The sequence below is a fragment of the Allorhizobium sp. GW101-3B10 genome (assembly GCF_059424725.1).
The window spans coordinates 559955-582527 of the sequence record NZ_JBWKZR010000001.1 but is presented as its reverse complement, the minus strand read 5'-3'; the positions used below and the strand labels follow the sequence as shown (position 1 = coordinate 582527).

18 protein-coding genes and 1 pseudogene are annotated in these 22573 nt (G+C 63.6%); 16 read left to right on the top strand and 3 right to left on the bottom strand.

What is annotated here, in order from left to right; translation table 11 throughout:
• Positions 1–22: 22 nt before the first annotated feature.
• Complete coding sequence (locus AC07Y0_RS02660; protein ID WP_498674266.1) at positions 23–1882, bottom strand: peptidoglycan L,D-endopeptidase MepK; 1860 nt, start codon at positions 1880–1882, stop codon at positions 23–25.
• A 155-nt stretch (positions 1883–2037) separates the two neighbouring features.
• Positions 2038–3582 carry a sigma-54-dependent transcriptional regulator gene (locus tag AC07Y0_RS02655; RefSeq protein WP_498674264.1) on the bottom strand — a complete coding sequence of 515 codons (1545 nt, stop codon included), beginning with the start codon at positions 3580–3582 and terminating at the stop codon, positions 2038–2040.
• Positions 3583–3820: 238 nt separating this feature from the next.
• Here AC07Y0_RS02655 and AC07Y0_RS02650 point away from each other — a divergent pair, with 238 nt between their 5' ends.
• The 15 genes and pseudogenes from AC07Y0_RS02650 (at position 3821) to AC07Y0_RS02580 (ending at position 19761) form a co-directional block, all read left to right on the top strand.
• A complete protein-coding gene (locus AC07Y0_RS02650) occupies positions 3821–5677 on the top strand; it encodes a M3 family oligoendopeptidase (protein ID WP_498674262.1) in 1857 nt (618 codons plus the stop codon).
• A 22-nt stretch (positions 5678–5699) separates the two neighbouring features.
• Positions 5700–6857 (top strand): aminodeoxychorismate synthase component I, encoded by a 1158-nt coding sequence (locus tag AC07Y0_RS02645; RefSeq protein WP_498674259.1) that lies wholly within the window; start codon positions 5700–5702, stop codon positions 6855–6857.
• Complete coding sequence (locus AC07Y0_RS02640; protein ID WP_498674257.1) at positions 6842–7471, top strand: aminotransferase class IV family protein; 630 nt, start codon at positions 6842–6844, stop codon at positions 7469–7471. Before AC07Y0_RS02645 ends, AC07Y0_RS02640 begins: the two co-directional genes overlap by 16 nt.
• Positions 7471–7755, top strand: coding sequence for a YciI family protein (locus tag AC07Y0_RS02635; protein WP_498674255.1), 285 nt, complete (start codon positions 7471–7473; stop codon positions 7753–7755). The genes AC07Y0_RS02640 and AC07Y0_RS02635 overlap by 1 nt, the downstream gene beginning before the upstream one ends.
• A gap of 67 nt (positions 7756–7822) precedes the next feature.
• Positions 7823–8005: pseudogene (locus AC07Y0_RS02630) on the top strand (type II toxin-antitoxin system HicA family toxin).
• Positions 8006–8026: 21 nt separating this feature from the next.
• Positions 8027–8425 (top strand): type II toxin-antitoxin system HicB family antitoxin, encoded by a 399-nt coding sequence (locus AC07Y0_RS02625; protein WP_498674253.1) that lies wholly within the window; start codon positions 8027–8029, stop codon positions 8423–8425.
• A 20-nt stretch (positions 8426–8445) separates the two neighbouring features.
• Positions 8446–9345, top strand: a complete 900-nt coding sequence (locus AC07Y0_RS02620; RefSeq protein ID WP_498674252.1) for a heme-dependent oxidative N-demethylase family protein — start codon at positions 8446–8448, stop codon at positions 9343–9345.
• A gap of 113 nt (positions 9346–9458) precedes the next feature.
• Positions 9459–10904, top strand: coding sequence for a homospermidine synthase (locus AC07Y0_RS02615; RefSeq protein WP_498674250.1), 1446 nt, complete (start codon positions 9459–9461; stop codon positions 10902–10904).
• A gap of 206 nt (positions 10905–11110) precedes the next feature.
• Positions 11111–11476, top strand: a complete 366-nt coding sequence (omp10, locus tag AC07Y0_RS02610; RefSeq protein WP_498674248.1) for an outer membrane lipoprotein Omp10 — start codon at positions 11111–11113, stop codon at positions 11474–11476.
• 211 nt (positions 11477–11687) lie between these two features.
• Positions 11688–13532: a 5'-nucleotidase C-terminal domain-containing protein gene (locus AC07Y0_RS02605; protein WP_498674247.1), complete on the top strand. Its 1845-nt coding sequence runs from the start codon at positions 11688–11690 to the stop codon at positions 13530–13532.
• A gap of 389 nt (positions 13533–13921) precedes the next feature.
• Positions 13922–14956, top strand: a complete 1035-nt coding sequence (hemH, locus tag AC07Y0_RS02600) for a ferrochelatase (protein WP_498674245.1) — start codon at positions 13922–13924, stop codon at positions 14954–14956.
• Positions 14957–15346: 390 nt separating this feature from the next.
• Complete coding sequence (locus AC07Y0_RS02595) at positions 15347–15958, top strand: hypothetical protein (protein WP_498674243.1); 612 nt, start codon at positions 15347–15349, stop codon at positions 15956–15958.
• Between the two features lie 101 nt (positions 15959–16059).
• On the top strand, positions 16060–18018 hold the full coding sequence (locus tag AC07Y0_RS02590) for a methyl-accepting chemotaxis protein (protein WP_498674241.1): 1959 nt from the start codon (positions 16060–16062) through the stop codon (positions 18016–18018).
• A gap of 265 nt (positions 18019–18283) precedes the next feature.
• The gene (locus AC07Y0_RS02585) at positions 18284–19300 is read left to right on the top strand and encodes an SPFH domain-containing protein (protein ID WP_498674239.1); all 1017 of its coding nucleotides are present in this window, start codon (positions 18284–18286) and stop codon (positions 19298–19300) included.
• Positions 19301–19302: 2 nt separating this feature from the next.
• Entirely contained in the window at positions 19303–19761 is a 459-nt protein-coding gene (locus AC07Y0_RS02580; RefSeq protein WP_498674238.1) for an NfeD family protein, read from the top strand.
• On the opposite strand, the gene AC07Y0_RS02575 is transcribed toward AC07Y0_RS02580, so the two are convergent.
• A complete protein-coding gene (locus tag AC07Y0_RS02575) occupies positions 19762–20757 on the bottom strand; it encodes a KpsF/GutQ family sugar-phosphate isomerase (protein WP_498674236.1) in 996 nt (331 codons plus the stop codon).
• Positions 20758–20967: 210 nt separating this feature from the next.
• Between AC07Y0_RS02575 and AC07Y0_RS02570 the strand changes: the two genes are divergently transcribed.
• Positions 20968–22524: an outer membrane beta-barrel protein gene (locus tag AC07Y0_RS02570; protein ID WP_498674234.1), complete on the top strand. Its 1557-nt coding sequence runs from the start codon at positions 20968–20970 to the stop codon at positions 22522–22524.
• Positions 22525–22573 lie beyond the last annotated feature (49 nt).

Here is a 22573-nt window from a genome sequence, read left to right as displayed (position 1 = left end):
ATATGGGATGAGATTGCCGCGCTTACGGGGCGCCGAAGCGGCTCGGATCGACGGCGACCGTACCTTGCTGGAAGCCGACGGGCAGGGCTGCGGTCGGAGCCGACAGCGAACGGCTGACGACGCGCGGCGCCTTGTTGGTCTTTTCGACTTTCTCGAAGCGGTCCTGGTTGAGGGCCCAGTAGGAGATCATGTCTTCGGTCAGGCGGCCGCCGGTCATCGCCATCCGCGCCTTTTCGGCTTCCGCCTGGCTCGGGCGCTTGCCCTTGGTCGGCAGGCCAGCCTCGATGCCATTGGCTGGAATGGCCTTCGGCATGTCGAACCCGTCGCCGAATTCATCCTGGTCGGCGGTTGGCTTGGCCTGGGGATCGACCGACGCGACTTCGACGGCAGGCGCTTCGGTCACCGGTTCGGCGGCGCTTGCGACCGGGACTTCCGGACGCTCCGCCGGCATCGGCATGTTGCTTTCTTCGAGTGCGGCTGCCGCTTCCGGCGAAAGGATGGCCTGCTCGATCTCGTCAGCCTCTGCCTCCGCCTCGCCTTCAGCGCCGGCAAGCAGGGCTTCGGCGACGGCCGGACGCGCGATCGGAACCGGCACGGATGCCGGCTCGCCTTCCTGCGCCCCCGCAAGCGCGGGATCGACAGAGGCCGTCATCAACTCGGACGTATCCGCATCCCCCTTCATGCTGCGCGGGCCGAGAAGCGTGGGAACGGGTATCTTCATGGCCTGGAGGTCGGGAACGCCGGCCTCGACGGCAGGCTCGCCGGACGCGACCTGCGACAGTGCGTCTTCGGCCGGATTGCGCGCCGACGAATAGAGCGCGACGGCCAAGCTGTTGTCGGCGGGGGTCAGCGACGGGCGGGCCGCGGGCACCGGCGCATTGAGCGCGACGGTCGGCTCCGGCATCGTCAGTTCGGCCTGGGGCGGAGGCGGTGCGGCACTTGCCATCATCACCGGCTCGGACGCGGTCACGACCGGCTGCGGCGCGACGGCGGGACGTTCGGCCGGAACGACGACATCTTCCTCTTCGTCCTCGTCGCCGCCGCCGAACAGCATGGCGAGCAGGTTCTTGCGCTTGCCGCCGCCCGACTTTTCGTCGGCGATCAGGATCTGATTGGAGCTGAGCCGCTTCTTGTATTCGGCGAGCGCCTGCTGGTAGCCCGGCAGGGGCTTGCCATCGGAAGGAATGTGGACGGTCTTGCCGTCGGGGAACAGGCGGACCAATTCCTGGCGCGACATGCGCGGCCAGGCGCGGACGCCGGCGACGTCCATGTGGACGAAGGGAGAACCGGAATTGGGGTAATAGCCCACGCCGCCGGCCTGCGCCTTCATCCCCAGCTCGCGCAGCTTCTTCAGGGGGACGCCCGGAATGTAGAAGTCCATCGCCGTGCCACGCATGTGCTGGCTTTCCTTGGCGACGCCTTTCGAGCGCGAGCGCAACATCGAATTGGTTTCCGGAGAACGGTAGCCCGAGACGACGTTGATGTAGCCGCTGCCGCCGGAGCGCTGATAAACCTCCCAAACGAGGTCGAAGAGGCGCGGATCCATCTTGGTCGGCTGATTGCGGCGCCAGTCGCGGACGATGTAGTTGAGCTGCTTCAGGCCCTTGGCGTCGTAGCGGCCATTGCGCTTGAAGGTGATCGCCGCCTTCTCGCCGGTATGAACGAAGTGGATCTTCAGCGTGCGGGTCTCGGCGGAAGCTTTTGTGGCGGCGCCAAAAAGCATCATGCAGCTGACCAGAAACAGGGCGAGAATCGACAGGCCGGACTTCGCGAAGGATCGAGTACGCACAGCCCGAGGACTGCGCCCGATTCCGCCGAGAGGCGCGCTGCGATCATGCGTTGTCAGCAATTCAATCCCCGTCCGAAAGACTACGTCCCGCACCTATCTCAATGACCGCCAAATGCGGTAACACCATGGCAAATCTGCCACACGCGCGCAAGCAATCCATATATAGTGAACGTATGCCTAACAAGTGATTAGCTGTTGGTAAGTGAACAACTTTACCCAACAGTTAACAATGGGGCACGATCGCGGCATCATGCCGCGTGCTTTTGCGGGTCGTCGGGGTCGATTCCGTAGTCCTTGAGCTTGCGATAGAGCGTCGATCGGCCGATCCCGAGCTTGCGCGCCACCTGGCTCATCTGGCCGCGATAGAATTTCAGCGCGAATCGGATCAACTCCTCCTCGATCTCGGCAAGCTTGCGGACATTGCCGGCTTCGTCGATGCTGATGATCACATTGGCGGAGATGTCGCCCGCCGCAGCAGCCCTGGCCGGCGCCGGTGATTCGACGGTCGGTGCCGGGTTCGGTGCATGCACAATGGTTTCCTGGACCGCGACGGCCGCGGCATGTCCAGCATCGGCGGCGCTGCGCGCGCCGGCGGTATCGCCCGACGCACGGACCGAGGCCATGTGCGCCATGATCTGCGGGAAATCGCGCTCGCCGAGAACGGGTCCTTCGGCCAGGACGACCGCCCTGAAGACGGCGTTTTCCAGCTGGCGCGTGTTGCCCGGCCAGTCATAGCCGGTCAAGAGGGCGAGTGCGCTCGCATCGATTGCCAGAGGCTTGGGGAGACGCTGCTCGGACGAGAAACGCTCGACGAAGGCGCGGGCCAGATGGGGGATGTCCTCCTTGCGGCGACGCAACGCGGGGATCGTGATCGGAAAGACGTTGAGGCGATAGTAGAGGTCCTCCCGGAATCGGCTCGCCTTTACCTCCTCGATCAGATCCTTGTTCGTGGCGAGGATCAGCCGGACATTGACCTTGCGCGAGCGCCTTCCGGCGGCGGGCTCGATCTCGCCGCCCTGCACGACGGACAGCAGCCTCGTTTGCACGTGGGCCGGCAGTTCGCTGACCTCTTCGATGAAAAGCGTACCGCCCTCGGCTTCGCTGAACTTGCCGGGAACTTCGCCGGACCCTGCGGGACCGTCCTCGCCGAACAGCACGCCCTCGATCAGGCTGTGCGGAATGACGGCACAGTTGACGGTGACGAAGGGACGGGCGGAGCGTTCGCTGGTCGCATGGATCGCGCGCGCCATCATTTCCTTGCCGACACCGGCCTCGCCCTCCAGCATCACCGGAATGACCGATTGCGCCGCCCGGCGGCCGAGTTCCACCGCGCGCCCCATGGCCGCGCTGGCCGCAACGATGTCACCGAAACCGACGGTGCCCGTGCGGGCGCGGCGAACCGGCTTGCCCTGCGAGCCGCTGCGGGTGAACTTGAGCGCGCTGTCGATCGCAGCCGCGATGCGCTCGATCGAGCAGGGCTTGACGAGAAAGTCGAAGGCGCCGGCCCGCATGGCCTCGACGGCATGATGCGTCGCCCCCTCCGACGTCTGGACGATCACCGGAACGCTGGCATGCAGGTCGCCGAGCGCGCGCAGGAACCCGTTGCCGGCCCTCTCGGGCGCGGAAAGATCGACGAGCACAGCCCCGATCTCGTCGCGATACCTGCGGAACACCTCGAGTCCGGCCTGATCGCTGTCGGCAACGTGCACCGCGTGTCCCAGGGCCTCGATCGCTGCCTTGAGGGAGCGGCGCTGAGCGGCATCGTCATCGATTACAAGGATATGAGGGGTCAAGTTCGAGCTCCCGGATTCATTCTGGCGCTTCATGCGGAATGCGGTCTGCAATCCATGGTGCGGGGGAGCCTGCCAGAAAGGACTGAACATCCAGTTTTGAGAAAAGCTCGCATTTTATCAATTCGATAGCGAAGTTTGGGGCCTTGGCGCACGGGCCATGAGGGAGCGGACGCTTGCCCCGTCGGGCGCGACTGACTACATCTCCCTCTTCGATCAGTTCGGAAAAGGAAGGACCACCATGCCGAGAGATTTCCAACCCGCCCGCGTCCTGTCCGCAGCGCCCGCCGCGGCCGCTGCCCCGCAGGCCGAACTCGGCGACCTTCCCCTCTGGAACCTCACGCATCTCTATCCTTCGCAGACCTCCGACGCTTTCCGCGCCGACCTCGAACGGGCCGCCGCGGATTCGCTGGCCTTCGAGGCGAAGTGGAAGGGCAAGCTCGCCGCGGCCGCGACCACAATCGGCCAGCAAGGGCTCGCCACCGCCCTGCGCGAGATGGAAGCGCTGGAAGACCTGCTCGGCCGGATCGCATCCTATGCCGGCCTCACCTATTATTCCGACATGACCAATGCCGCCAACGGCAAGTTCTTCGGCGACGTTCAGGCCAAGCTGACCGACATCTCGGCGCATCTGCTGTTCTTCCCGCTGGAACTGAACCGGATCGACGACGCCATCGTCGATGCCGGCATGGAAAAGGATCCGGCGCTCGCCCACTTCCGTCCGTGGATCGTCGACCTGCGCAAGGACAAGCCCTTTCAGCTGGAGGACCGCATCGAGCAGTTGTTCCTGGAAAAATCCATGACCGGGGCAGCCGCCTTCAACCGGCTGTTCGACGAGACGCTCGCCTCGCTGCGCTTCAAGGTCGGCGAACAGGAACTGCCGCTCGAAGCCACCCTCAACATGCTGCAGGACGCTGATCCGGCGCTCCGCGAGCAGGCGGCCAAGGCACTGTCGCAGACCTTCAAGGACAACATCCGCATCTTCGTGCTGGTGACCAACACGCTGGCCAAGGACAAGGAAATATCCGACCGCTGGCGCGGCTTCGAGGACATCGCCGACAGCCGCCACCTGGCGAACCGCGTCGAGCGCGAGGTCGTCGATGCGCTGGCCGAGGCCGTTCGCGAAGCCTATCCGCGCCTGTCCCACCGCTACTATGCGATGAAGGCGAAGTGGCTCGGCATGGAGCAGATGAACTCCTGGGACCGCAACGCCCCGCTTCCCGAAACGCCGGACCGGCTGATCCCATGGAACGAGGCGAAGGACACAGTGCTCTCCGCTTACCGTGCTTTCGCGCCGGAAATGGCCGAGATCGCCGGCCGCTTCTTCGACCAGCAGTGGATCGACGCCCCGGCGCGCGCCGGCAAGGCTCCGGGCGCCTTTGCCCACCCGACGGTGCCCTCGGCACACCCTTATGTGCTCCTGAACTATCTCGGCAAGCCGCGCGACGTGATGACCCTTGCCCACGAACTCGGCCACGGCGTGCACCAGGTTCTCGCCGGTGCGCAGGGGCCGCTGATGTGCCAGACGCCTCTGACGCTGGCCGAAACCGCTTCCGTGTTCGGCGAGATGCTGACCTTCCGCACCCTGCTCGACCGCACGGCCGACAAGCGGGAACGCAAGGCCATGCTCGCCCAGAAGGTCGAGGACATGATCAACACGGTCGTGCGCCAGATCGCCTTCTACGAATTCGAGCGCAAGGTGCACACGGCGCGCAAGGAAGGCGAGCTGACGGCGGAGAAGATCGGCGAGCTGTGGCTGTCGGTCCAGTCGGAGAGCCTGGGGCCCGCGATCCGCATTTCGGAAGGCTACGAGAGCTGGTGGGCCTATATCCCCCACTTCATCCACTCGCCCTTCTACGTCTACGCCTATGCCTTCGGCGACTGCCTGGTGAACTCGCTCTACGCCGTCTACCAGAACGCCGAAGAGGGCTTCCAGCAGAAGTATTTCGAGCTCTTGAAGGCCGGCGGCACGAAGCACCATTCGGAACTGCTCGCTCCCTTCGGCCTCGACGCCACCGATCCGTCGTTCTGGGCCAAGGGCCTGTCGATGATAGAAGGCCTGATCGACGAGCTGGAGGCGCTTGATAAGACCTCCTGAACCGGAGAACGCTCAAGGCCCCATGGCTGACCATGCCCCCTATGCCCTGTTCCGCGACGACAAGCGCGGAGAAAGCCTGCTGTTTGCCGATCCGCGCGACATCGTCGTCGCCCGGACGGCCAGCGAGGTGCTGCCCGCCTTCGAGCGTCTCGAGACGGCACGACGGTCGGGCAAATGGCTGGCGGGCTATGTCTCTTACGAGGCGGGCTATGTCTTCGAGGAGAAGCTGAGGCCTCTCGTCGAAGACGGTCGCGAGACGCCGCTGATCGCCATCGGCATTTTCGACGCTCCCGCGCCGTCGGACCATCCGCTTGCGGCACCGGTCGTAACGGACGACGCTCCCTTCATTACCGAGCCGCATGCCGGCTGGGATTTCGCCGCCTATCGCCAGCGCTTCGAACGCCTGCACGATCACCTGCGCCAGGGCGATTGTTACCAGGCGAACCTGACCATGCCGATCGAGGCCCGCTGGCGTGGCGATCCGCGGTCCGCCTTCTGGTCTTTGGTGGCCCGGCAGCCGGTCCACTACGGCGCGCTGATCGATCTCGGCGGGCCGGTGATCCTGTCGCGCTCGCCCGAACTGTTCTTCAAGGTCGACGGCGAGGGCTGGATCGAGACCCATCCGATGAAGGGTACCGCCCCCCGCGGCCTGACACCCGAGGAAGACGAGGCGATCATTGCCGCCATGCTCGCCGACGAGAAGACCCAGGCCGAAAACCGCATGATCGTCGACCTGCTGCGCAACGACATCTCGGCGATCAGCGAGGTCGGCACCCTCTCCGTACCGCGCCTGTTCGAGATAGAGACCTATCCGACCGTGCACCAGATGGTGAGCCATGTCCGGGCACGGCTCGTGGAAGGGATCGGCCTGCCTGAAATCTTCCGCGCCCTCTTCCCCTGCGGCTCGATCACCGGCGCGCCCAAGATGTGGGCGATGCGCATCCTCGCCGAACTCGAGATCGGCCCGCGCGATGTCTACTGCGGCGCCATTGGCTTTTGCGACCCTTCCGGACCCATGCGCTTTTCGGTGGCCATACGAACTCTGACACTGTTCAAAGATCACAGGGCAGTCTTCAATGTCGGCGGCGGCATCGTCTTCGATTCGAAGGCGGAAGCGGAATACGAGGAATGCCTGTTGAAGGCGCGCTTTGCGGTAGGGGATCAATGGATTTCTCGCTGATCGAAACGATGCGATGGCAGCCGGGAGAGGGTTTTCTCCGGGTCGACCAGCATTTGCGGCGTCTTGCGCGATCCGCCGACGCGCTGGGCTTCCGCCAGCCGCAGGATGCGCTGGCCAGGCTGAAGGCCGCGGTCGAGGGCGACAGTCCGCTGCGCGTGCGCCTCACCATGAGCTTTCGCGGCAAGATCGACGTCACCGCGACGCCCTTCGAGCCGCAGTCCGAAGACACCGTCTGGAGGCTCCGCATCGCCGAGACCCGGCTGAAATCCGACGACAGCCTTTACCGCCACAAGACCTCGCGTCGTGAACCCTATGAGGCGGCACGCGCCGAATTCAAGCCGGAAGAAGCCGACGAGGTCCTGCTGCTGAACGAGCGCGGCGAGGTCTGCGAGGGCACCATCACCAATCTCTTCGCCGAGGTCGAGGAAGGCCAGTTCGTCACCCCGGCCCTGTCGAGTGGGCTGCTGCCGGGCATTTTGCGCGCGGAACTCATTCGCGAGCGCAAGGCCAGGAGCGAAGTGCTGCGGCCTGCGGATCTGAAATTTCGCAAGCTTTATGTCGGAAACTCGCTGCGCGGCCTGATCCGCGCCGAACTCGTGGAAGGCGACGCCTGATGTTCATCCTCTCCCTCACCTATGTGAAGCCGCAGGACGAGGCGGACCGCCTGATGGAACCGCACATGGCCTGGGTCCAGCATGGCTACGACAGCGGCATGTTCCTCGCGTCCGGCCGCAAGGTCCCCCGTACAGGCGGCGTCATCCTCGCGAGCGGCGAGCGCGCCGACATCGAGGCCTTCGTCGCGGACGATCCCTTCGCGGTTCACGGCGTGGCGGACTACGACATCACGGAAGTGGCGCTGACCCGGACGGCGGACGGATTGGAAGGCTTGAAAGGGTGAGCGAGCGTCGCGTAGGCGATTGATTCTCGGCGATAATGCGCATATATACACACATCATGGTGTGCCGATGGAGAAGGACTCGCGTAAGATCATCCAGCGCCTCAAAGCCGAAGGCTAGGAGTTGGTTGCGGTTTCCGGATCCCATCACAAATTTCGCAAGAATGGAAAGACGATCATCGTCCCGCACCCAAAGAAGGATCTGCCTTTAGGTACTGCGCGCGCCATTGCAAAGCAGGCAGGCTGGATCTGAAGCCAGGAAGGACAGGTCGACATGCGATACTATGTAGCTCTTGTTCACAAGGATCCCGAAAGCGCCTTCGGTATCAGTTTCCCCGACCTGCCGTCCGTTTTCTCCGCGGCAGACGACGAGGAAGAGATCGTCCCCAATGCGGTCAATGCCCTGCGGCTTTTGGCCGAAGACGAAGAATTGCCCGTCCCCTCCTCCCATGCCGCGATTCTGGCGAGGGCCGATGTCCGGCAGGAACTGAAGCAAGGAGGCTTCCTGATCCGCGTACCCCTGATCGAGGACGATACGCGAACGGTCCGTGCCAACATCACCATGGAAGCAGGCACTCTTGCGGCGATCGACATGGCGGCCAAGGAGCGCGGATTGACGCGTTCCGCATTCCTGGCAAGCTGTGCCCGCAAAGAGATAGAGCGCTCGGCCTAGAGCGGATCGGCAAGGCTCCCATGACCGCACCCACCTACACACCCTATGCCAGCAACACGACCAGGCCCTTTTCCATCGGCCTGTCGGCGCTGGATCCGAAGCGCTGGATCGAGCCGGACGACGATCTCGGGCGCTATCTCGACGAAAAGCGGCGCCTCGAAGAGGAGCATTTCGACGACATCTTCCGCGCTGCGCCGGAGAGCCTCGACGCCCAACAGGAGTGTCTCGATCTGCTGGCGGGCCACCTCGAGCAGTCCCACGGCGACCGCTACAGCCGCTCCGGTTCGGTCATGACCATGGCCGGCCATGCCGTCGATCTGGCCGACGAAAGCCGCCCGCCGCTCCTGCGTGCCGGATCGCTGGTGCAGGACGATCTGGTCATCCTGCGCAAGAAGCCCGACGGCTGGACGATCATCGCCGCTTACCTCGCCTTCCCGTCCTCGTGGTCGCTTGCGGAAAAGTTCATGCGGCCGATGGCGAAGGTCCATGCTCATGTGCCGGGCTTCGAGGGCGGCACGCGCAACGACACGATCATCAACCGCGTGTTCGACAACCTGCAGCCGGACCTGCCGGCCGAACGCTTCAACTGGTCGATCAACTGGCGCTACGCCCTCTATCATCCGGTCAGCATCCGTCCCTCGACCGACCCCGCGTCCGTCGGCATCGATCCGCGCTCGGCCTTCGTCCGCGTCGAGCGCCAGACCCTGCGCAAGCTGCCCATCTCCGGCGACATCGTCTTCACCATCCGCATCTATCTCGACCCCGTCGCGGTCTTCGAACACCATGCCGACGGCGCCCGCATGGCCGAGGGCCTGGCGGCCCAGCTGGAGGCGATGAGCGATGAACAGATCGACTACAAGGGGCTCGCGGAAAAACGCGACGCGCTGGTGCGCTGTCTTCGCTCCGGCGTCTATGCGTGAAAATCCGCCGCGAACCTGCCCCGCGATCGAAAAGCACCCTTTATTGTGTCAGGGTTTTATGATCTAGAACCGCCGATATCAGCGGGCCCGGCCTGCATTGCAAGGAGAAGGAAATGACCAAGCAAACCTATCCGGTGTACGGCGAGATCACCGGCCCGATCGTCATGATCGGCTTTGGTTCGATCGGCCGTGGCACCCTGCCCCTGATCGAACGCCATTTCAAGTTCGACAAGAGCCGGATGGTGGTCATCGATCCCCGTAATGACGAAGCCGAGCTGCTCGCCAAGCATGGCGTGAAGCACATCCAGGCGCACGTCACGAAGGACAATTACAAGCAGTTGCTGAAGCCGCTATTGACCGAAGGCGCCGGCCAGGGCTTCCTCGTCAACCTGTCGGTCGATACCGGCTCGGTCGACCTGATGAAGCTCTGCCGCAAGCTCGACGTCCTCTACATCGACACCGTGGTCGAGCCGTGGCTCGGCTTCTATTTCGACAAGAACATGAAGAATTCCGAGCGCACCAACTATGCGCTGCGCGAAACGCTTCGCGCCGAGAAGAAGAAGAATCCGGGCGGCACCACCGCCGTCTCCACCTGCGGCGCAAACCCGGGCATGGTCTCGTGGTTCGTCAAGCAGGCGCTCGTCAACCTCGCCAACGAAACCGGCCTGAAGTTCGAAGAGCCGACGGCGGACGATCGCGAAGGCTGGGCCAAGCTGATGAAGAAGCTCGGCGTCAAGGGCATCCACATCGCCGAGCGTGACACCCAGCTCACCAAGAATCCGAAGCCGCTCAACGTCTTCTGGAACACCTGGTCGGTCGAGGGCTTCATCTCGGAAGGCCTGCAGCCGGCCGAACTCGGCTGGGGCACCCATGAGAACTGGATGCCGAAGAACGCCAAGAAGCACAAGAAGGGCTGCAAGGCGGCGATCTACCTCGAACAACCGGGCGCCAACACCCGCGTGCGCACCTGGTGCCCGACCCCCGGCCCGCAATACGGCTTCCTCGTCACCCACAACGAGTCGATCTCGATCGCCGACTACTACACCGTCCGCGACAAGGACGGCGAAGTGACCTATCGCCCGACCTGCCATTACGCCTACCATCCGGCCAATGACGCCGTGCTCTCGCTGCACGAGATGTTCGGCAATGGCGGCACGGCCCAGCCGGTGCTGCACGTCCTCGACGAGAACGAACTGGTGGACGGCATCGACGAACTCGGCGTGCTGCTCTACGGCCACGAGAAGAACGCCTACTGGTACGGCTCGCGCCTGTCGCTGGAAGAAACCCGCCGCATCGCGCCCTACCAGAACGCCACCGGCCTGCAGGTCAGCTCTGCCGTTCTCGCCGGCATGGTTTGGGCCCTAGAGAACCCCAAGGCCGGCATCGTCGAAGCCGACGAAGTCGACTACAAGCGCTGCCTCGAAGTGCAGTCGCAGTATCTCGGCCCGGTGGAAGGCCACTACACCGACTGGACTCCGCTCGACGGCCGCCCGGGTCTCTTCCCGGAAGACATCGACACCAAGGATCCCTGGCAGTTCAAGAACATCCTCGTTCGCTGATTCGGCCTGAAGAAAGAACAAGCACGCCCGCTGCCCCAAGCGGCGGGCGTTTTGTTGCCAAATGTCCATAAGTCGCTGCCAATCCTGAATATCCAGGCCTTGGAACGGGCAGCGGCCTTGCTTTCACCATGCCTTCGCGGCATGGTTTGGCAAAATCGTCCAGGCTGTTCCAGACGCCCGGACGGACACGAAATGCGGAGACGGCGATGAAGATCAGGTCCATTGTAACTTTGCTGGCATGCGCGGCAACGCTATCCGCCTGCTATTCGAGCGGTCCTCGGCCGCTGCCGGCGATCAGCCAGGCCCCGACCGTGGACGGCGCCTGGGTCGACACCAACGGCCTGGTATCCACGTTTGCCGGCGGAAGGCTGGAAACGCGCACGACGGACGGAAGCGACAAGGTCATGGCGACGGGCTCCTATACCATGCAGTCCGCGAACGTGGTCGAAATCACCCTGTACTCGAACATCAAGCAGACGACCACACGCGCCAACTGCGCCTTGGTCACCCCGAACCAGCTGAACTGCACCTCCGACGGCGGCGCCCAGTTCTCGCTTGCTCGCCGCGGCTGAGCACAGGTTCCAGCAAGTCTGCACCAACAGCCGGTCGGCGGAAACGCCGGCCGGTTTTGCGTTCCGTCGCCATCGCAGGCCCGGGCGCCCGGCGGATTTGCTCTTGCAGTCATGCCCGCTTGATGAAAACATCCGCCGCCAAAGACTTTGTAAACGCCGCGGGAATGCCGGACGGCCCTCGCGGCCCTATTGCGAAAACAGGAGATAAGCGATGTTGAAACACCTGCGATCTGGCCTCTTGAGCGCCTCCGTGCTCGCCCTATCAGCCAGTGGTGCCCTTGCCGATTTCGAGCTGAACATCCTGCACACCAACGACTTCCATTCGCGTGTCGAGGCGATCAACAAGTACGATTCGACCTGCTCGGCGGAGGAAGCCGGCAAGAACGAGTGCTTCGGCGGCGTCGCCCGCATGAAGACCGCCATCGACACCCGCAAGGCCGAACTCAAGGACGCCAATGTGCTGGTGCTCGACGCCGGCGACCAGTTCCAGGGCTCGCTCTTCTACACCACCTACAAGAGCGCCCCGATCGCCGAGTTCATGAACGGCATCGGCTATGATGCCATGGCGATCGGCAATCACGAATTCGACGACGGTCCGGAAGAGCTGGCCCGCTTCATCGAAGCGCTGAAGTTCCCGATGGTCTCGGGCAATGTGCTGGCCGGCCTCAACACGCCGATCGCCGACAAGTACAAGCCCTACATCATCAAGGAGTTCGGCGGCGAAAAGGTGGCGGTCGTTTCCGTCCTCGCAACCGACACCGACGAAACCTCGTCGCCGGGCGACGACGTGCTCTTCATCGACGAGATCGGTTACCTGAAGGATGCCGTGAAGGAGATCGAGGCGGCCGGCGTCAACAAGATCATCCTGCTCTCGCATGTCGGCTACACCGTCGATCAGCGCATCGCGGCAGCGGTCGACGGCATCGACGTGATCGTCGGCGGTCACAGCCACACGCTCCTCTCCTCGACCGACGAGAAGGCCGCCGGCCCCTATCCGACGCTGGTGAAGAACCCGTCGGGCAAGGACGTGCCGATCGTCACGGCCTATGCCTATTCCAAATATCTTGGCGACCTGAAGGTCGTGTTCGACGATGCCGGCGCGGTGAAGACCGCCGAAGGCGCTCCCAAGCTGCTCGATGCCTCGGTCACGCCGGATGCGGCCTACACCGCCAAGGTGGCCGAACTCGGCGCGCCGATCGAGGAACTGAAGAAGAAGGAGATCGGCGAAACCGCGGCCGTGATCGACGGCTCGCGTGAAGTCTGCCGCGCCGCCGAGTGCTCGATGGGCAACCTCGTCGCCGACGCCATGGTCGACCGCGTCAAGGACCAGGGTGTCACGATCGCCATCCAGAACGGGGGCGGTCTGCGCGCATCGATCGATGCCGGAACAGTCACCATGGGCGAGGCGCTCACCGTCCTGCCCTTCCAGAACACGCTCGCCACCTTCAAGCTCAAGGGCTCCGACATCGTCGCGGCACTGGAGAACGGTCTGAGCCAGATCGAGGACGGCGCCGGGCGCTTCCCGCAGGTCTCCGGCCTGAAATACTCGTTCGACAAGTCCAGGCCGGCTGGCAGCCGCGTGGTCTCGGTCGAGGTCAAGGAAGGCGACGCCTTCGTCGCTCTCGATCCCGAAAAGCTTTACGGCGTCGCCACCAACAACTACATGCGCGCCGGCGGCGACGGCTACAAGATCTTCGCCACGGCCGGCCAGAATGCCTATGACTTCGGTCCGGGCCTCGAGACCGTGCTGGCCGACTTCATCGCCAAGAACAGCCCCTACAAGCCCTACACCGACGGCCGAATCACCGAGGTCGCCGGCGCGGCTGCCCCGGCGGCGACGACCGAGGCTCCGGCAGCCACGACCGCACCGGCCGCGGCCGAAGCGGTCGCGACCGCAGCCAAGAAGTACACGGTTTCGCTCGGCGACAGCCTGTGGAAGATCGCGGTCGCAACCTATGGCGACGGCATGCTGTGGTCGAAGATCGCCGAAGCCAACAAGCTGAAGAACCCCGACCTGATCGGCGTCGGCGAGGAGCTTGAGCTTCCCGCAAAATAAGGCGGTTTGCCGCACCCAGCAGGCCGGCTCGGGGTTTCCCGGGCCGGCTTTTGCTTTCGAGCGTTTCCTGGCTCGATTGAGCATTCTGCCGGAGCAGGTTTTCGTCAGGGCAAAGGCGGTCGGCGAAGACCGTACCCCTTGGTACGTCCGAGACGATCGCTTTGATCCTGTCGGAAAGATGCCCGGCCCTTCGGGTCGGCTGAAACGGCCGCGTGATCACCCGGCCGACTTGGCTGTAGGGCGGGCTACGACGCGCGCCGGCCGGGCGACGACCCGACTCCGTTTGAGCCAACAGAATGCTTCAATCGAGCCAGGAAACGCACTAAGAGATGATCCTTCAGGTGCTCTCCATCGTAGTGGATATCCAGCGTCACCAGCAGGATTTTGAAATGACCGCAGATATGTCCAATCTCCCCGCCGATCACCCGCCCGTCCGTTTCGGCAAGGTCGGTGTGCTTCTCGTCAATCTCGGCACGCCCGACGGCACCGACTACACGTCGATGCGCCGCTATCTGCGGGAATTCCTGACCGACCGGCGCGTCATCGAATGGTCTCCGTGGAAATGGTACCCGATCCTGTTCGGCATCGTGCTCAACACCCGCCCGCAGAAGGTCGGCAAGGCCTATGAGGCGATCTGGAACAAGGACAAGGACGAGAGCTATCTGCGGACCTATACGCGCAGCCAGGCAGAGCTCATGGCCAAAGCGCTGAAAGATTACCCCAACGTCATCGTCGACTGGGCGATGCGCTATGGCCAGCCGTCCATCGCCTCGAAGATTGATGCCCTGCACGCCGCTGGCTGCGAGAAGATCCTGCTCTTCCCGCTCTACCCGCAATATGCCGCCTCGACGACCGCCACGGTCAACGACAAGGCCTTCGAGCACCTGATGAAGATGCGCTGGCAGCCGGCGCTGCGCACCGTGCCGCCCTATCATGACGATCCGGCCTATATCGATGCGCTGGCGGTTTCGGTTGAGAAGAAGCTTGCCACGCTCGACTGGGAGCCGGAGATCCTCGTCACCTCGTTCCACGGCATTCCCCAGTCCTATTTCAGGCAGGGCGACCCCTATCACTGCCACTGCATGAAGACCGGCCGCTTGCTGCGTGAACGCCTCGGCCTGCCGAAGGACAAGTTCATGGTGACCTTCCAGTCCCGCTTCGGGCCGGAAGTGTGGCTGCAGCCCTATACCGACAAGACGATGGAGAAGCTTGCCAAGGATGGCGTCAGGCGCCTCGCCATCATGAATCCCGGCTTCGTTTCCGACTGCCTGGAAACGCTCGAGGAGATCGCCGGCGAGGCAGGCGAGATATTCCACCACAATGGCGGCGAGAAATTCGTCCACATCCCCTGCCTGAACGACAGTCCCGAAGGCATGGGCGTGCTGGAGACCGTCGTCCGCCGCGAGCTCCAGGGCTGGGTGTGATTTGCACCCGTCGCCAGGCGTCGCCGCTAGCGCGCCTGGCCCTCCCCCAGGCGGGGATGCCGCGAGTTCCGACCTGTTAGAAAAAACAGGCTCGGTCGAGCACAAGACGCAACCCAGAAAGGAATTGGCCTTCGGCCGAAAGCTTTCGGAAGCGTGTCACAGATCGTCTCACATGTATGAAAGACGGTCATATTTCAGAGGCTTGCGCCAAGAATGCAGCGCAAGGCTACACCGCCTGCAACCATCCTAAAGTTGCGTCTTTACTTATAAAGAGCGCCCTTCAAAAAGACTAAGCCATTGGTTTTCAATGGTAATTCTCATGGGTAATTTTTAACATTAACGCTAATTTAAAAAGTCACTCCTAGAATTGGCAACAAGAAGGAGAGACTTATGGCAAAACTCAAGACAATTCTGGCCGCCGGGATACTGGCGCTGTCCGTGTCGCAAGCCTTGGCCCAATCGCCTGAGCCCAACATCAAAGCACTGGTCACGCCGGCCGTTCTGGAAGACCTGCGCAAGCTCATCGATTCCGAGATTGTCCAGATCTCGATCAATGCCCAGAACCAGCAGCACCAGAAGCTCGCCCAGTCCGCAATCGACGCCCTTGACGCGCAGTGGCGCGCCGAACGCGAGAAGGACGACAAGCCGCTGATTGCAGCGACCTTGTCCAATCCGCTGTCGGTTTACCTCGCCCGCCTGCAGGGGCGCTCCCTCGGTCTTTACGCCGAAATCTTCGTCATGGACCAGAACGGCCTCAATGTCGGACAGAGTTCGGTGACCAGCGACTTCTGGCAGGGCGACGAGGACAAGTTTCAGAAGACCTTCAACGTTTCCGGAGATGCCGTCTTCATCGACGCGCCGGAATGGGATGACGAATCCAAGATCTGGCGCGGCCAGGTCAGTTTCACAGTGACCCAGGGCGCGGACAAGAAGTCGATCGGTGCGGTCACCGTCGAACTCAATCTGACCGAACTCGAGCGGCGTGCGGCCGTGGGAATCTGAGACCGAGCGAAATCGCAAATGCAGATCGTCGATTGGCAGTCCGTTTCCCAAAGCCCATCCGTGCGATCGTCACATCCCGCGAACCAATTTAGGGTTAGATCATGATCAAGAACATATCTGTCAGCGCCAAGGGCTTCGCGGCATTCGGCATATTGGCGGTCATCGCCATCGGCGCCTCCGGCTTCATCCACACCAGGGCCACGACGGCCACGACTCTGGTCGAAGACAAGCTCGCCATGGGCCAGTTGCTGACCAAGACTGCCGAGCTTTCCGACGACATGGTGCAATCCAACCTGGCACTGAAGAACTTCCTTCTGACCGGCAACCGCGATTTCGTTGCTGAGATGGATCAGTCCTCGACGAAGATCAGCGTTGAAGTGCTGGAGTTGGAAAAACGCTTCGCCGAAGACGCGCCAAGCGAGTTGCCGGCCTTGAAGGAAGCCATCGCCAGGCTTGGTGAATGGCGTGCGACCATTGCCGATCGTCAGATCGCCCTGATGCGTGATCCAATGACCGTCGAACTCGCCCGGGCTATCGAACTGACCGGTGACGGTGCCAGGCTCATTTCTGCTTTCAACGACAGTCTTAAAGTCGCCACCACCGGATTGCAGCAACGCAACGACATCGCCTCGAGCAACGAGACGGCGGCGCTGTCGGCCGTGGAACTGATTAGCCTGCTGGCCTCGGTCCTGGTTGCCCTGGTTGCCGCCCTGATGGGCTTCCTCAACTTCCGGCTCGTGTCGCGCCCGCTGGCTCGCCTTGCCAATGTCACCTCCCGTCTGGCAGACGGCGACCTGAACGTCAGCGTCGACCAGGGCGGCAAGGACGAGATCGGCCAGATGGCCGCGTCCATGCAGGTGTTCCGCGAGGCCGCCATCGCCAACAAGCGCCTGCAGGCGGAGGCCGAGGAAAACCGCCTGCACGCCGAAGCAGACCGGATCGCGGCGCAGCAGCGCGTCGAAGCCGAGGCTGCCGAACGCCTGCGCATCGCGACCTCCGGCCTGGCCAACGGACTGAAGCGTCTGGCCGCCGGCGAACTCTCCTTCCAGCTCGAAGAAGCCTTCGCGCCGGACTTCGAAGCCCTGCGCCACGACTTCAACCAATCGGTCCTGCAGTTGAACACGACGCTCGCGGCGATCACCAACAGCGTCGCCACGATCGAGACGGGCACCCAGGAAATCGCGTCGGGCACCGACCACCTCTCCAAGCGGACGGAACAGCAGGCAGCGGCCCTCGAGCAGACCGCGGCCGCCGTCGAGGAAATCACCGCCAACGTGCTCAATTCGACCAAGCGGACTGAGGAAGCCCGCTCGGTGGCATCGCAGGCCAATTCCTCGGCCAACCAGTCGTCCGAAGTCGTCGGACGGGCCGAAGAGGCCATGCGCAAGATCGAGGAAAGCTCGCGCCAGATCTCCAACATCATCGGCGTGATCGACGAGATCGCCTTCCAGACGAACCTGCTGGCCTTGAATGCCGGTGTCGAGGCGGCACGTGCCGGCGAGGCGGGCAAGGGCTTTGCCGTCGTCGCCCAGGAAGTGCGGGAACTCGCCCAGCGCTCGGCGAACGCGGCAAAGGAAATCAAGGCTTTGATCCACAACTCCTCGACTGAGGTGTCGAGTGGCGTGGACCTGGTCCGCCAGGCGAGCGAGGCCCTGCGGACCATCGGCACCTTCATCGCCGACATGAACACCCATATGGACGCGATCGCCATCTCGGCCAAGGAACAGTCGACCGGCCTCTCCGAAGTCAACCAGGCCGTCAACCAGATGGACCAGACCACGCAGCAGAATGCCGCCATGGTCGAGGAATCGAACGCGGCTTCCGCCGCCCTGGCAAGCGAAGCGGCCAAACTGAGGGAACTGATCTCGCAGTTCACCATCAACGGCGCGGCAACGACCCAGGCGTCGGCCCTGCGCGCAACTGCCCGCAGCATGGCCCAGCCGAGCCGGCCTGCTGCCTCCCGTCCGGTCCAGCACGCCCAGCCGGCCCGCAGCAGCGCGCCCGCCATGCGCAGCCATGGCAATGCGGCCATCGCCAACGACAGCTGGGAAGAGTTCTGAGCCGATCGGAAGACCGGCAGAACATTCACGCCACAGAAGTAGGAAGGGGCCGCGCAGGCAATGCGCGGCCCCTTCCCGTTGAACTTCCCCGTTTGAAACAACGCCCAGGCAAAACGGACGCAACATTTTCAGATCGGACACATCTCCCGGCGAACATGGTCGTGTAGAACCGCTTTTGCCGCCGCTTCATCTTGCTATCGGCCGCCGGATCGCCCACTTGTAATTCAGGTTGCGGCTCGCTCGCCGTCCATGAGGAGAGATTTCCATGCCTTTCGCAGGTCCCGATATCGTCGTTATCGCGCTGGTCGCGCTCGTCATCCTCGTTCTCTTTGCCGGTATCAAGACCGTGCCGCAGGGCTTCCGCTACACGATCGAGCGCTTCGGCCGCTATACGCGCACGCTCGAACCCGGCCTCAACCTGATCGTCCCCTTCATCGAGCGGATCGGCTCCAAGCTCAATGTCATGGAGCAGGTGCTCGACGTTCCGACCCAGGAAGTCATCACCAAGGACAATGCGAGCGTTTCCGCCGATGCGGTCGCCTTCTACCAGATCCTTAATGCCGCCCAGGCGGCCTATCAGGTTGCCGATCTGCAGAACGCCATCCTCAACCTCACCATGACCAATATCCGATCGGTCATGGGCTCGATGGATCTCGACGAACTGCTGTCCAACCGCGAGGTCATCAACGACCGGCTGCTGCGCGTCGTCGACGAGGCCGTCGGCCCCTGGGGCATCAAGGTCACCCGCGTCGAGATCAAGGACATCCAGCCGCCGAAGGATCTGGTGGATGCCATGGGCCGGCAGATGAAGGCCGAGCGCGAAAAGCGCGCCCAGGTGCTGGAAGCCGAAGGTTTCCGTAACGCGCAGATCCTGCGCGCCGAAGGTGCCAAGCAATCCGCCATTCTGCAGGCGGAAGGCCAGCGCGAAGCCGCCTATCGCGAGGCGGAAGCCAGGGAGCGGCTGGCCGAGGCGGAAGCCAAGGCAACGCGCATGGTGTCCGAGGCGATCGCCGCCGGCGACCTCAATGCCATCAACTACTTCGTTGCGCAGAAATACACCGAGGCGATGAGCGCGATCGGCACGGCGCCGAATTCCAAGATCGTGCTGATGCCGATGGAAGCCTCGAGCCTGATCGGTTCGCTCGGCGGGATCGGCGCCATCGCCCGCGAAGTGTTCGGCGAGCAGACCTCGGCACCCAAGCCTCGTCCGGTGGCGCCGCCGGTGCCCCCTGCCCGCACCACGCCGGTGATCAATCCCTTTGCGCCTGAGCGGGAGAACTGAACATGCTGAGCCGCGCGGTCGTCGAACTCGGTCCCTGGAGCTGGTGGCTGCTCGGCCTGCTGCTGCTCGCCGCCGAACTGCTGCTGCCGGGCGTCTTCCTGGTTTGGATCGGTATCGGGGCGCTTGCCACCGGTGTCCTGTCGCTGCTGCTGTGGGAGAGCGCCCTGTGGGGCTGGCAGATCCAGCTGCTCGTCTTCGCGGCGCTAGCAGTTGTCTCGACCCTGCTCGGCCGCAGGTTCCTGTCGAAATCGGATCAGGTAACGGACGAGCCCCTGCTGAACCAGCGCGGCGCGAGCCTCGTCGGCCGCACCGCCACCTTGCAGGAACCCATCGCGGAAGGCCGCGGACGCATCCGCCTGGACGACACCCATTGGCCGGTGCTGGGCCCGGACCTGCCCGTCGGCACCAAGGTCAGGATCGTCTCCTGCAACGGCCGTGATCTGACCGTCGAACCCGCCTGATCAGGCGACGCCGATCCGCAGCAGGTCGTGGAAGTGCACGATGCCGAGCGGCGTGCCGTCTTCTTCGGTGACGAACAGCGCCGAAATGTTGTGCTGGTTGAGGATGCCCATGGCGCTCGTCGCCAGCATCGTGGAATTGACCGTCTTCGGATTGCGCGTCATCACGTCGTCGACGATGCTTTCGCCGAGATTGATGCTGAGGTGACGGGCGATGTCGCCATCCGTGACGATGCCGCACAGCGCACCCGCCTCGTCGATCACGCCGACGCAACCGAACCGCTTCATCGACAGAACGGTAATCGCTTCCGGCATGCCGGTGCCGACCGGAACGAGCGGGATGCTGTCGCCGGTGTGCATGATGTCGGAGACGTGGCTGAGCATGGCACCCAGCTTGCCGCCCGGATGGAACGTGCGGAAATCATGGGCCGTGAAGCCGCGTGCTTCGAGCAGCGCAATGGCCAGCGCATCGCCCATGGCGAGCTGCATGATGGTCGAGGTCGTCGGCGCCAGGCCGTGCGGACAGGCTTCCTGTTCCTTCGGCAGCAGAAGCACGATGTCGGCTTCGCGCGCGAGCGTCGAGGTTGCTCCGGAGGTCAGGGCGATCAGCGGAATGGAGAAGCGCCGCGAATAGGACAGGATGCCATGCAGCTCGGTGCTCTCGCCGCTCCAGGACATGGCCAAAATCACATCGTCGCGGGCGATCATGCCGAGGTCACCGTGATTGGCTTCGACCGGATGGACGAAGAAGGACGGCGTCCCGGTCGAGGCAAAGGTCGCGGCGAGCTTCGTGCCGATATGGCCGCTCTTGCCGACGCCGGTGACGATCACGCGGCCGGAAATTCCGCCGATCACCCTGATGGCGTTGCAAAAGGGACCGGCCAGACTGCCCGTCAGGGCCGCCTCGAGGGCGTCCAGTCCGTTTCGCTCGGTTGAAACCACCCGGAGAGCCGATTCGATGGCTCCAGCTTCGACGAGATTTACAGCGCGCTTGATCATTCCGGTTCTTTAACGCTTTTGTCTGTCGGTGTCCACAATATGACGGAGATTCCCGCCCAGGCTGGGCATGTCATGCACAGCATAGCGGCGAAACATTGCACGTTGCGGCCCGAACAGCTCATTTTGAGCCAACGCTGCGATCGCAACCAAACGTTAACCACAAGGCTTTACGTTTGGGTAAGCATTTCAGCATTGCCGAGCGAAGTCCAGATGGTTCAGAACGCAAAGACCGAAGCGGAAGCTGCGCGCCGCAGGGCTTCCGCCTTGTCGGCCGGTCTCCTGAGCTGTGGCCTGCTCGGCCTTGGCCTGCCCGCCGCCGCGCAGACACTTGCACCGACGACGACGTGGACGCCGCTGCCCAGGAGCAGCACGAACACGACGACGGCCGCCGACCAGACCACGGCCGCGACGACCGATGCCACCGGCGCAACCGGCACCACCGGGACCGGCACGGATCCGACCACCACAGCCACCATCGGAGATCCGAACGGCAACACGCCTCCGCTGGAAGGCGATGCGGCGCTCGACCCGGAACTGGACCCGGATGCCAACGCGCAGCCGCTCGACTTCGGTCGGCAGAACCTGCGCGAGACGACACTCGACGATCCGACGGCGCTCAGGACGCGGCGCGACGCCGAAGTGGCCAGTGACGGGGTCAGGCTCGGCACCATGGTGCTCCGCCCCTCCATCACCGAGAAACTCGTCCACGAGCGCAACAACAGCGGCGGCGAGCGGACCAATCGCACATTCTCCGAAACCGGCCTCAAGGGAAGCCTGACCTCCGACTGGTCGCGCCACGAGCTGACGATCGGCGGCGAAGGCTACTGGCAGAAGAACCTGTCCGGCGAGGGCGCGACCGATCCGCGCGCCAACCTCAATGCCGATCTGCGCCTCGACCTCGCCGACGATACCGTCGCCCATATCAAGGGCGGCTACGCCTTCAGCCGCGAGGACAGCGACGATCCGAACGCCATTTCCGGGGCATCGGTGCAATCGGGAATCCACCAGTATTCCGGCGGCGTATCGGTGGAGCATGACTTCGGCCAGCTGCGCGGCACGATCGCCGCCGATATCACCCGCCTGCAATATTCGGATGCCGAACTCTCCGACGGCACCAGCCTCACCCTCAGCGATCGCGACCGGTGGGCCGGCGAGTTGCGCGGCCGCGTCGGCTACGAGATTTCCCCTGCCCTCACCCCCTTCGTCGAGGTGGCGATCGGCAAGATCACCTACGACGAGAAGCGCGACACGTCGGGCTATGCCCGTTCGGCCGATACCTACGGGGCCAAGGCCGGGATAGCCGCCGATTTCGGTGACAAGCTCAAGGGGGAACTGGGCATCGGCTACGAGCGCCAGCGCTTCGAGGATTCGCGTCTCGACGAACTCGCCGCCCTGACCGTGGACGGCAATGTCACCTGGTCGCCGCGCCAGGGAACGAATGTCGATCTGGGCCTGTCGACGACCATCGATCCCTCGACCACGGCCGGCCTCAACGGCTCGGTGATCTACGCGCTGAATTCCGCCGTGCAGCACCAGCTGCGCAGCAACCTCGTGCTGCGGCTGGCGAATACCGTCGAATGGACGCGCTATCCGAGCAGCGCCTCGTCCGAGGATTCGATGACCTACACCACAGGCGCCGGGCTCACCTGGAGCATCAATCGTTATCTCGACCTGACGACCGATGTCGAATACGAGCGCAAGGAACAGAACGGCTCGTCGGGCAGCGACGTTCTGACCACCTCGATCGGGCTGACGGCCAAGCGATAACCCCGTTTCAGCCAACAAAAAACCGCGCCCTCGACAGGCGCGGTTCGTT

Excerpts from the sequence above, each read along its gene's own strand:
- AC07Y0_RS02595 (WP_498674243.1), top strand. The coding sequence starts at position 15,347 with ATGGCAAAACTCAAGACAATTCTGGCCGCCGGGATACTGGCGCTGTCC.
- omp10 (WP_498674248.1), top strand. The coding sequence starts at position 11,111 with ATGAAGATCAGGTCCATTGTAACTTTGCTGGCATGCGCGGCAACGCTA.
- AC07Y0_RS02575 (WP_498674236.1), bottom strand. The coding sequence starts at position 20,757 with ATGATCAAGCGCGCTGTAAATCTCGTCGAAGCTGGAGCCATCGAATCG.
- AC07Y0_RS02645 (WP_498674259.1), top strand. The coding sequence starts at position 5,700 with ATGGCTGACCATGCCCCCTATGCCCTGTTCCGCGACGACAAGCGCGGA.
- AC07Y0_RS02620 (WP_498674252.1), top strand. The coding sequence starts at position 8,446 with ATGACCGCACCCACCTACACACCCTATGCCAGCAACACGACCAGGCCC.
- AC07Y0_RS02635 (WP_498674255.1), top strand. The coding sequence starts at position 7,471 with ATGTTCATCCTCTCCCTCACCTATGTGAAGCCGCAGGACGAGGCGGAC.
- AC07Y0_RS02605 (WP_498674247.1), top strand. The coding sequence starts at position 11,688 with ATGTTGAAACACCTGCGATCTGGCCTCTTGAGCGCCTCCGTGCTCGCC.
- AC07Y0_RS02640 (WP_498674257.1), top strand. The coding sequence starts at position 6,842 with ATGGATTTCTCGCTGATCGAAACGATGCGATGGCAGCCGGGAGAGGGT.
- hemH (WP_498674245.1), top strand. The coding sequence starts at position 13,922 with ATGACCGCAGATATGTCCAATCTCCCCGCCGATCACCCGCCCGTCCGT.
- AC07Y0_RS02625 (WP_498674253.1), top strand. The coding sequence starts at position 8,027 with ATGCGATACTATGTAGCTCTTGTTCACAAGGATCCCGAAAGCGCCTTC.
- AC07Y0_RS02590 (WP_498674241.1), top strand. The coding sequence starts at position 16,060 with ATGATCAAGAACATATCTGTCAGCGCCAAGGGCTTCGCGGCATTCGGC.
- AC07Y0_RS02615 (WP_498674250.1), top strand. The coding sequence starts at position 9,459 with ATGACCAAGCAAACCTATCCGGTGTACGGCGAGATCACCGGCCCGATC.
- AC07Y0_RS02650 (WP_498674262.1), top strand. The coding sequence starts at position 3,821 with ATGCCGAGAGATTTCCAACCCGCCCGCGTCCTGTCCGCAGCGCCCGCC.
- AC07Y0_RS02585 (WP_498674239.1), top strand. The coding sequence starts at position 18,284 with ATGCCTTTCGCAGGTCCCGATATCGTCGTTATCGCGCTGGTCGCGCTC.
- AC07Y0_RS02570 (WP_498674234.1), top strand. The coding sequence starts at position 20,968 with ATGGTTCAGAACGCAAAGACCGAAGCGGAAGCTGCGCGCCGCAGGGCT.
- AC07Y0_RS02580 (WP_498674238.1), top strand. The coding sequence starts at position 19,303 with ATGCTGAGCCGCGCGGTCGTCGAACTCGGTCCCTGGAGCTGGTGGCTG.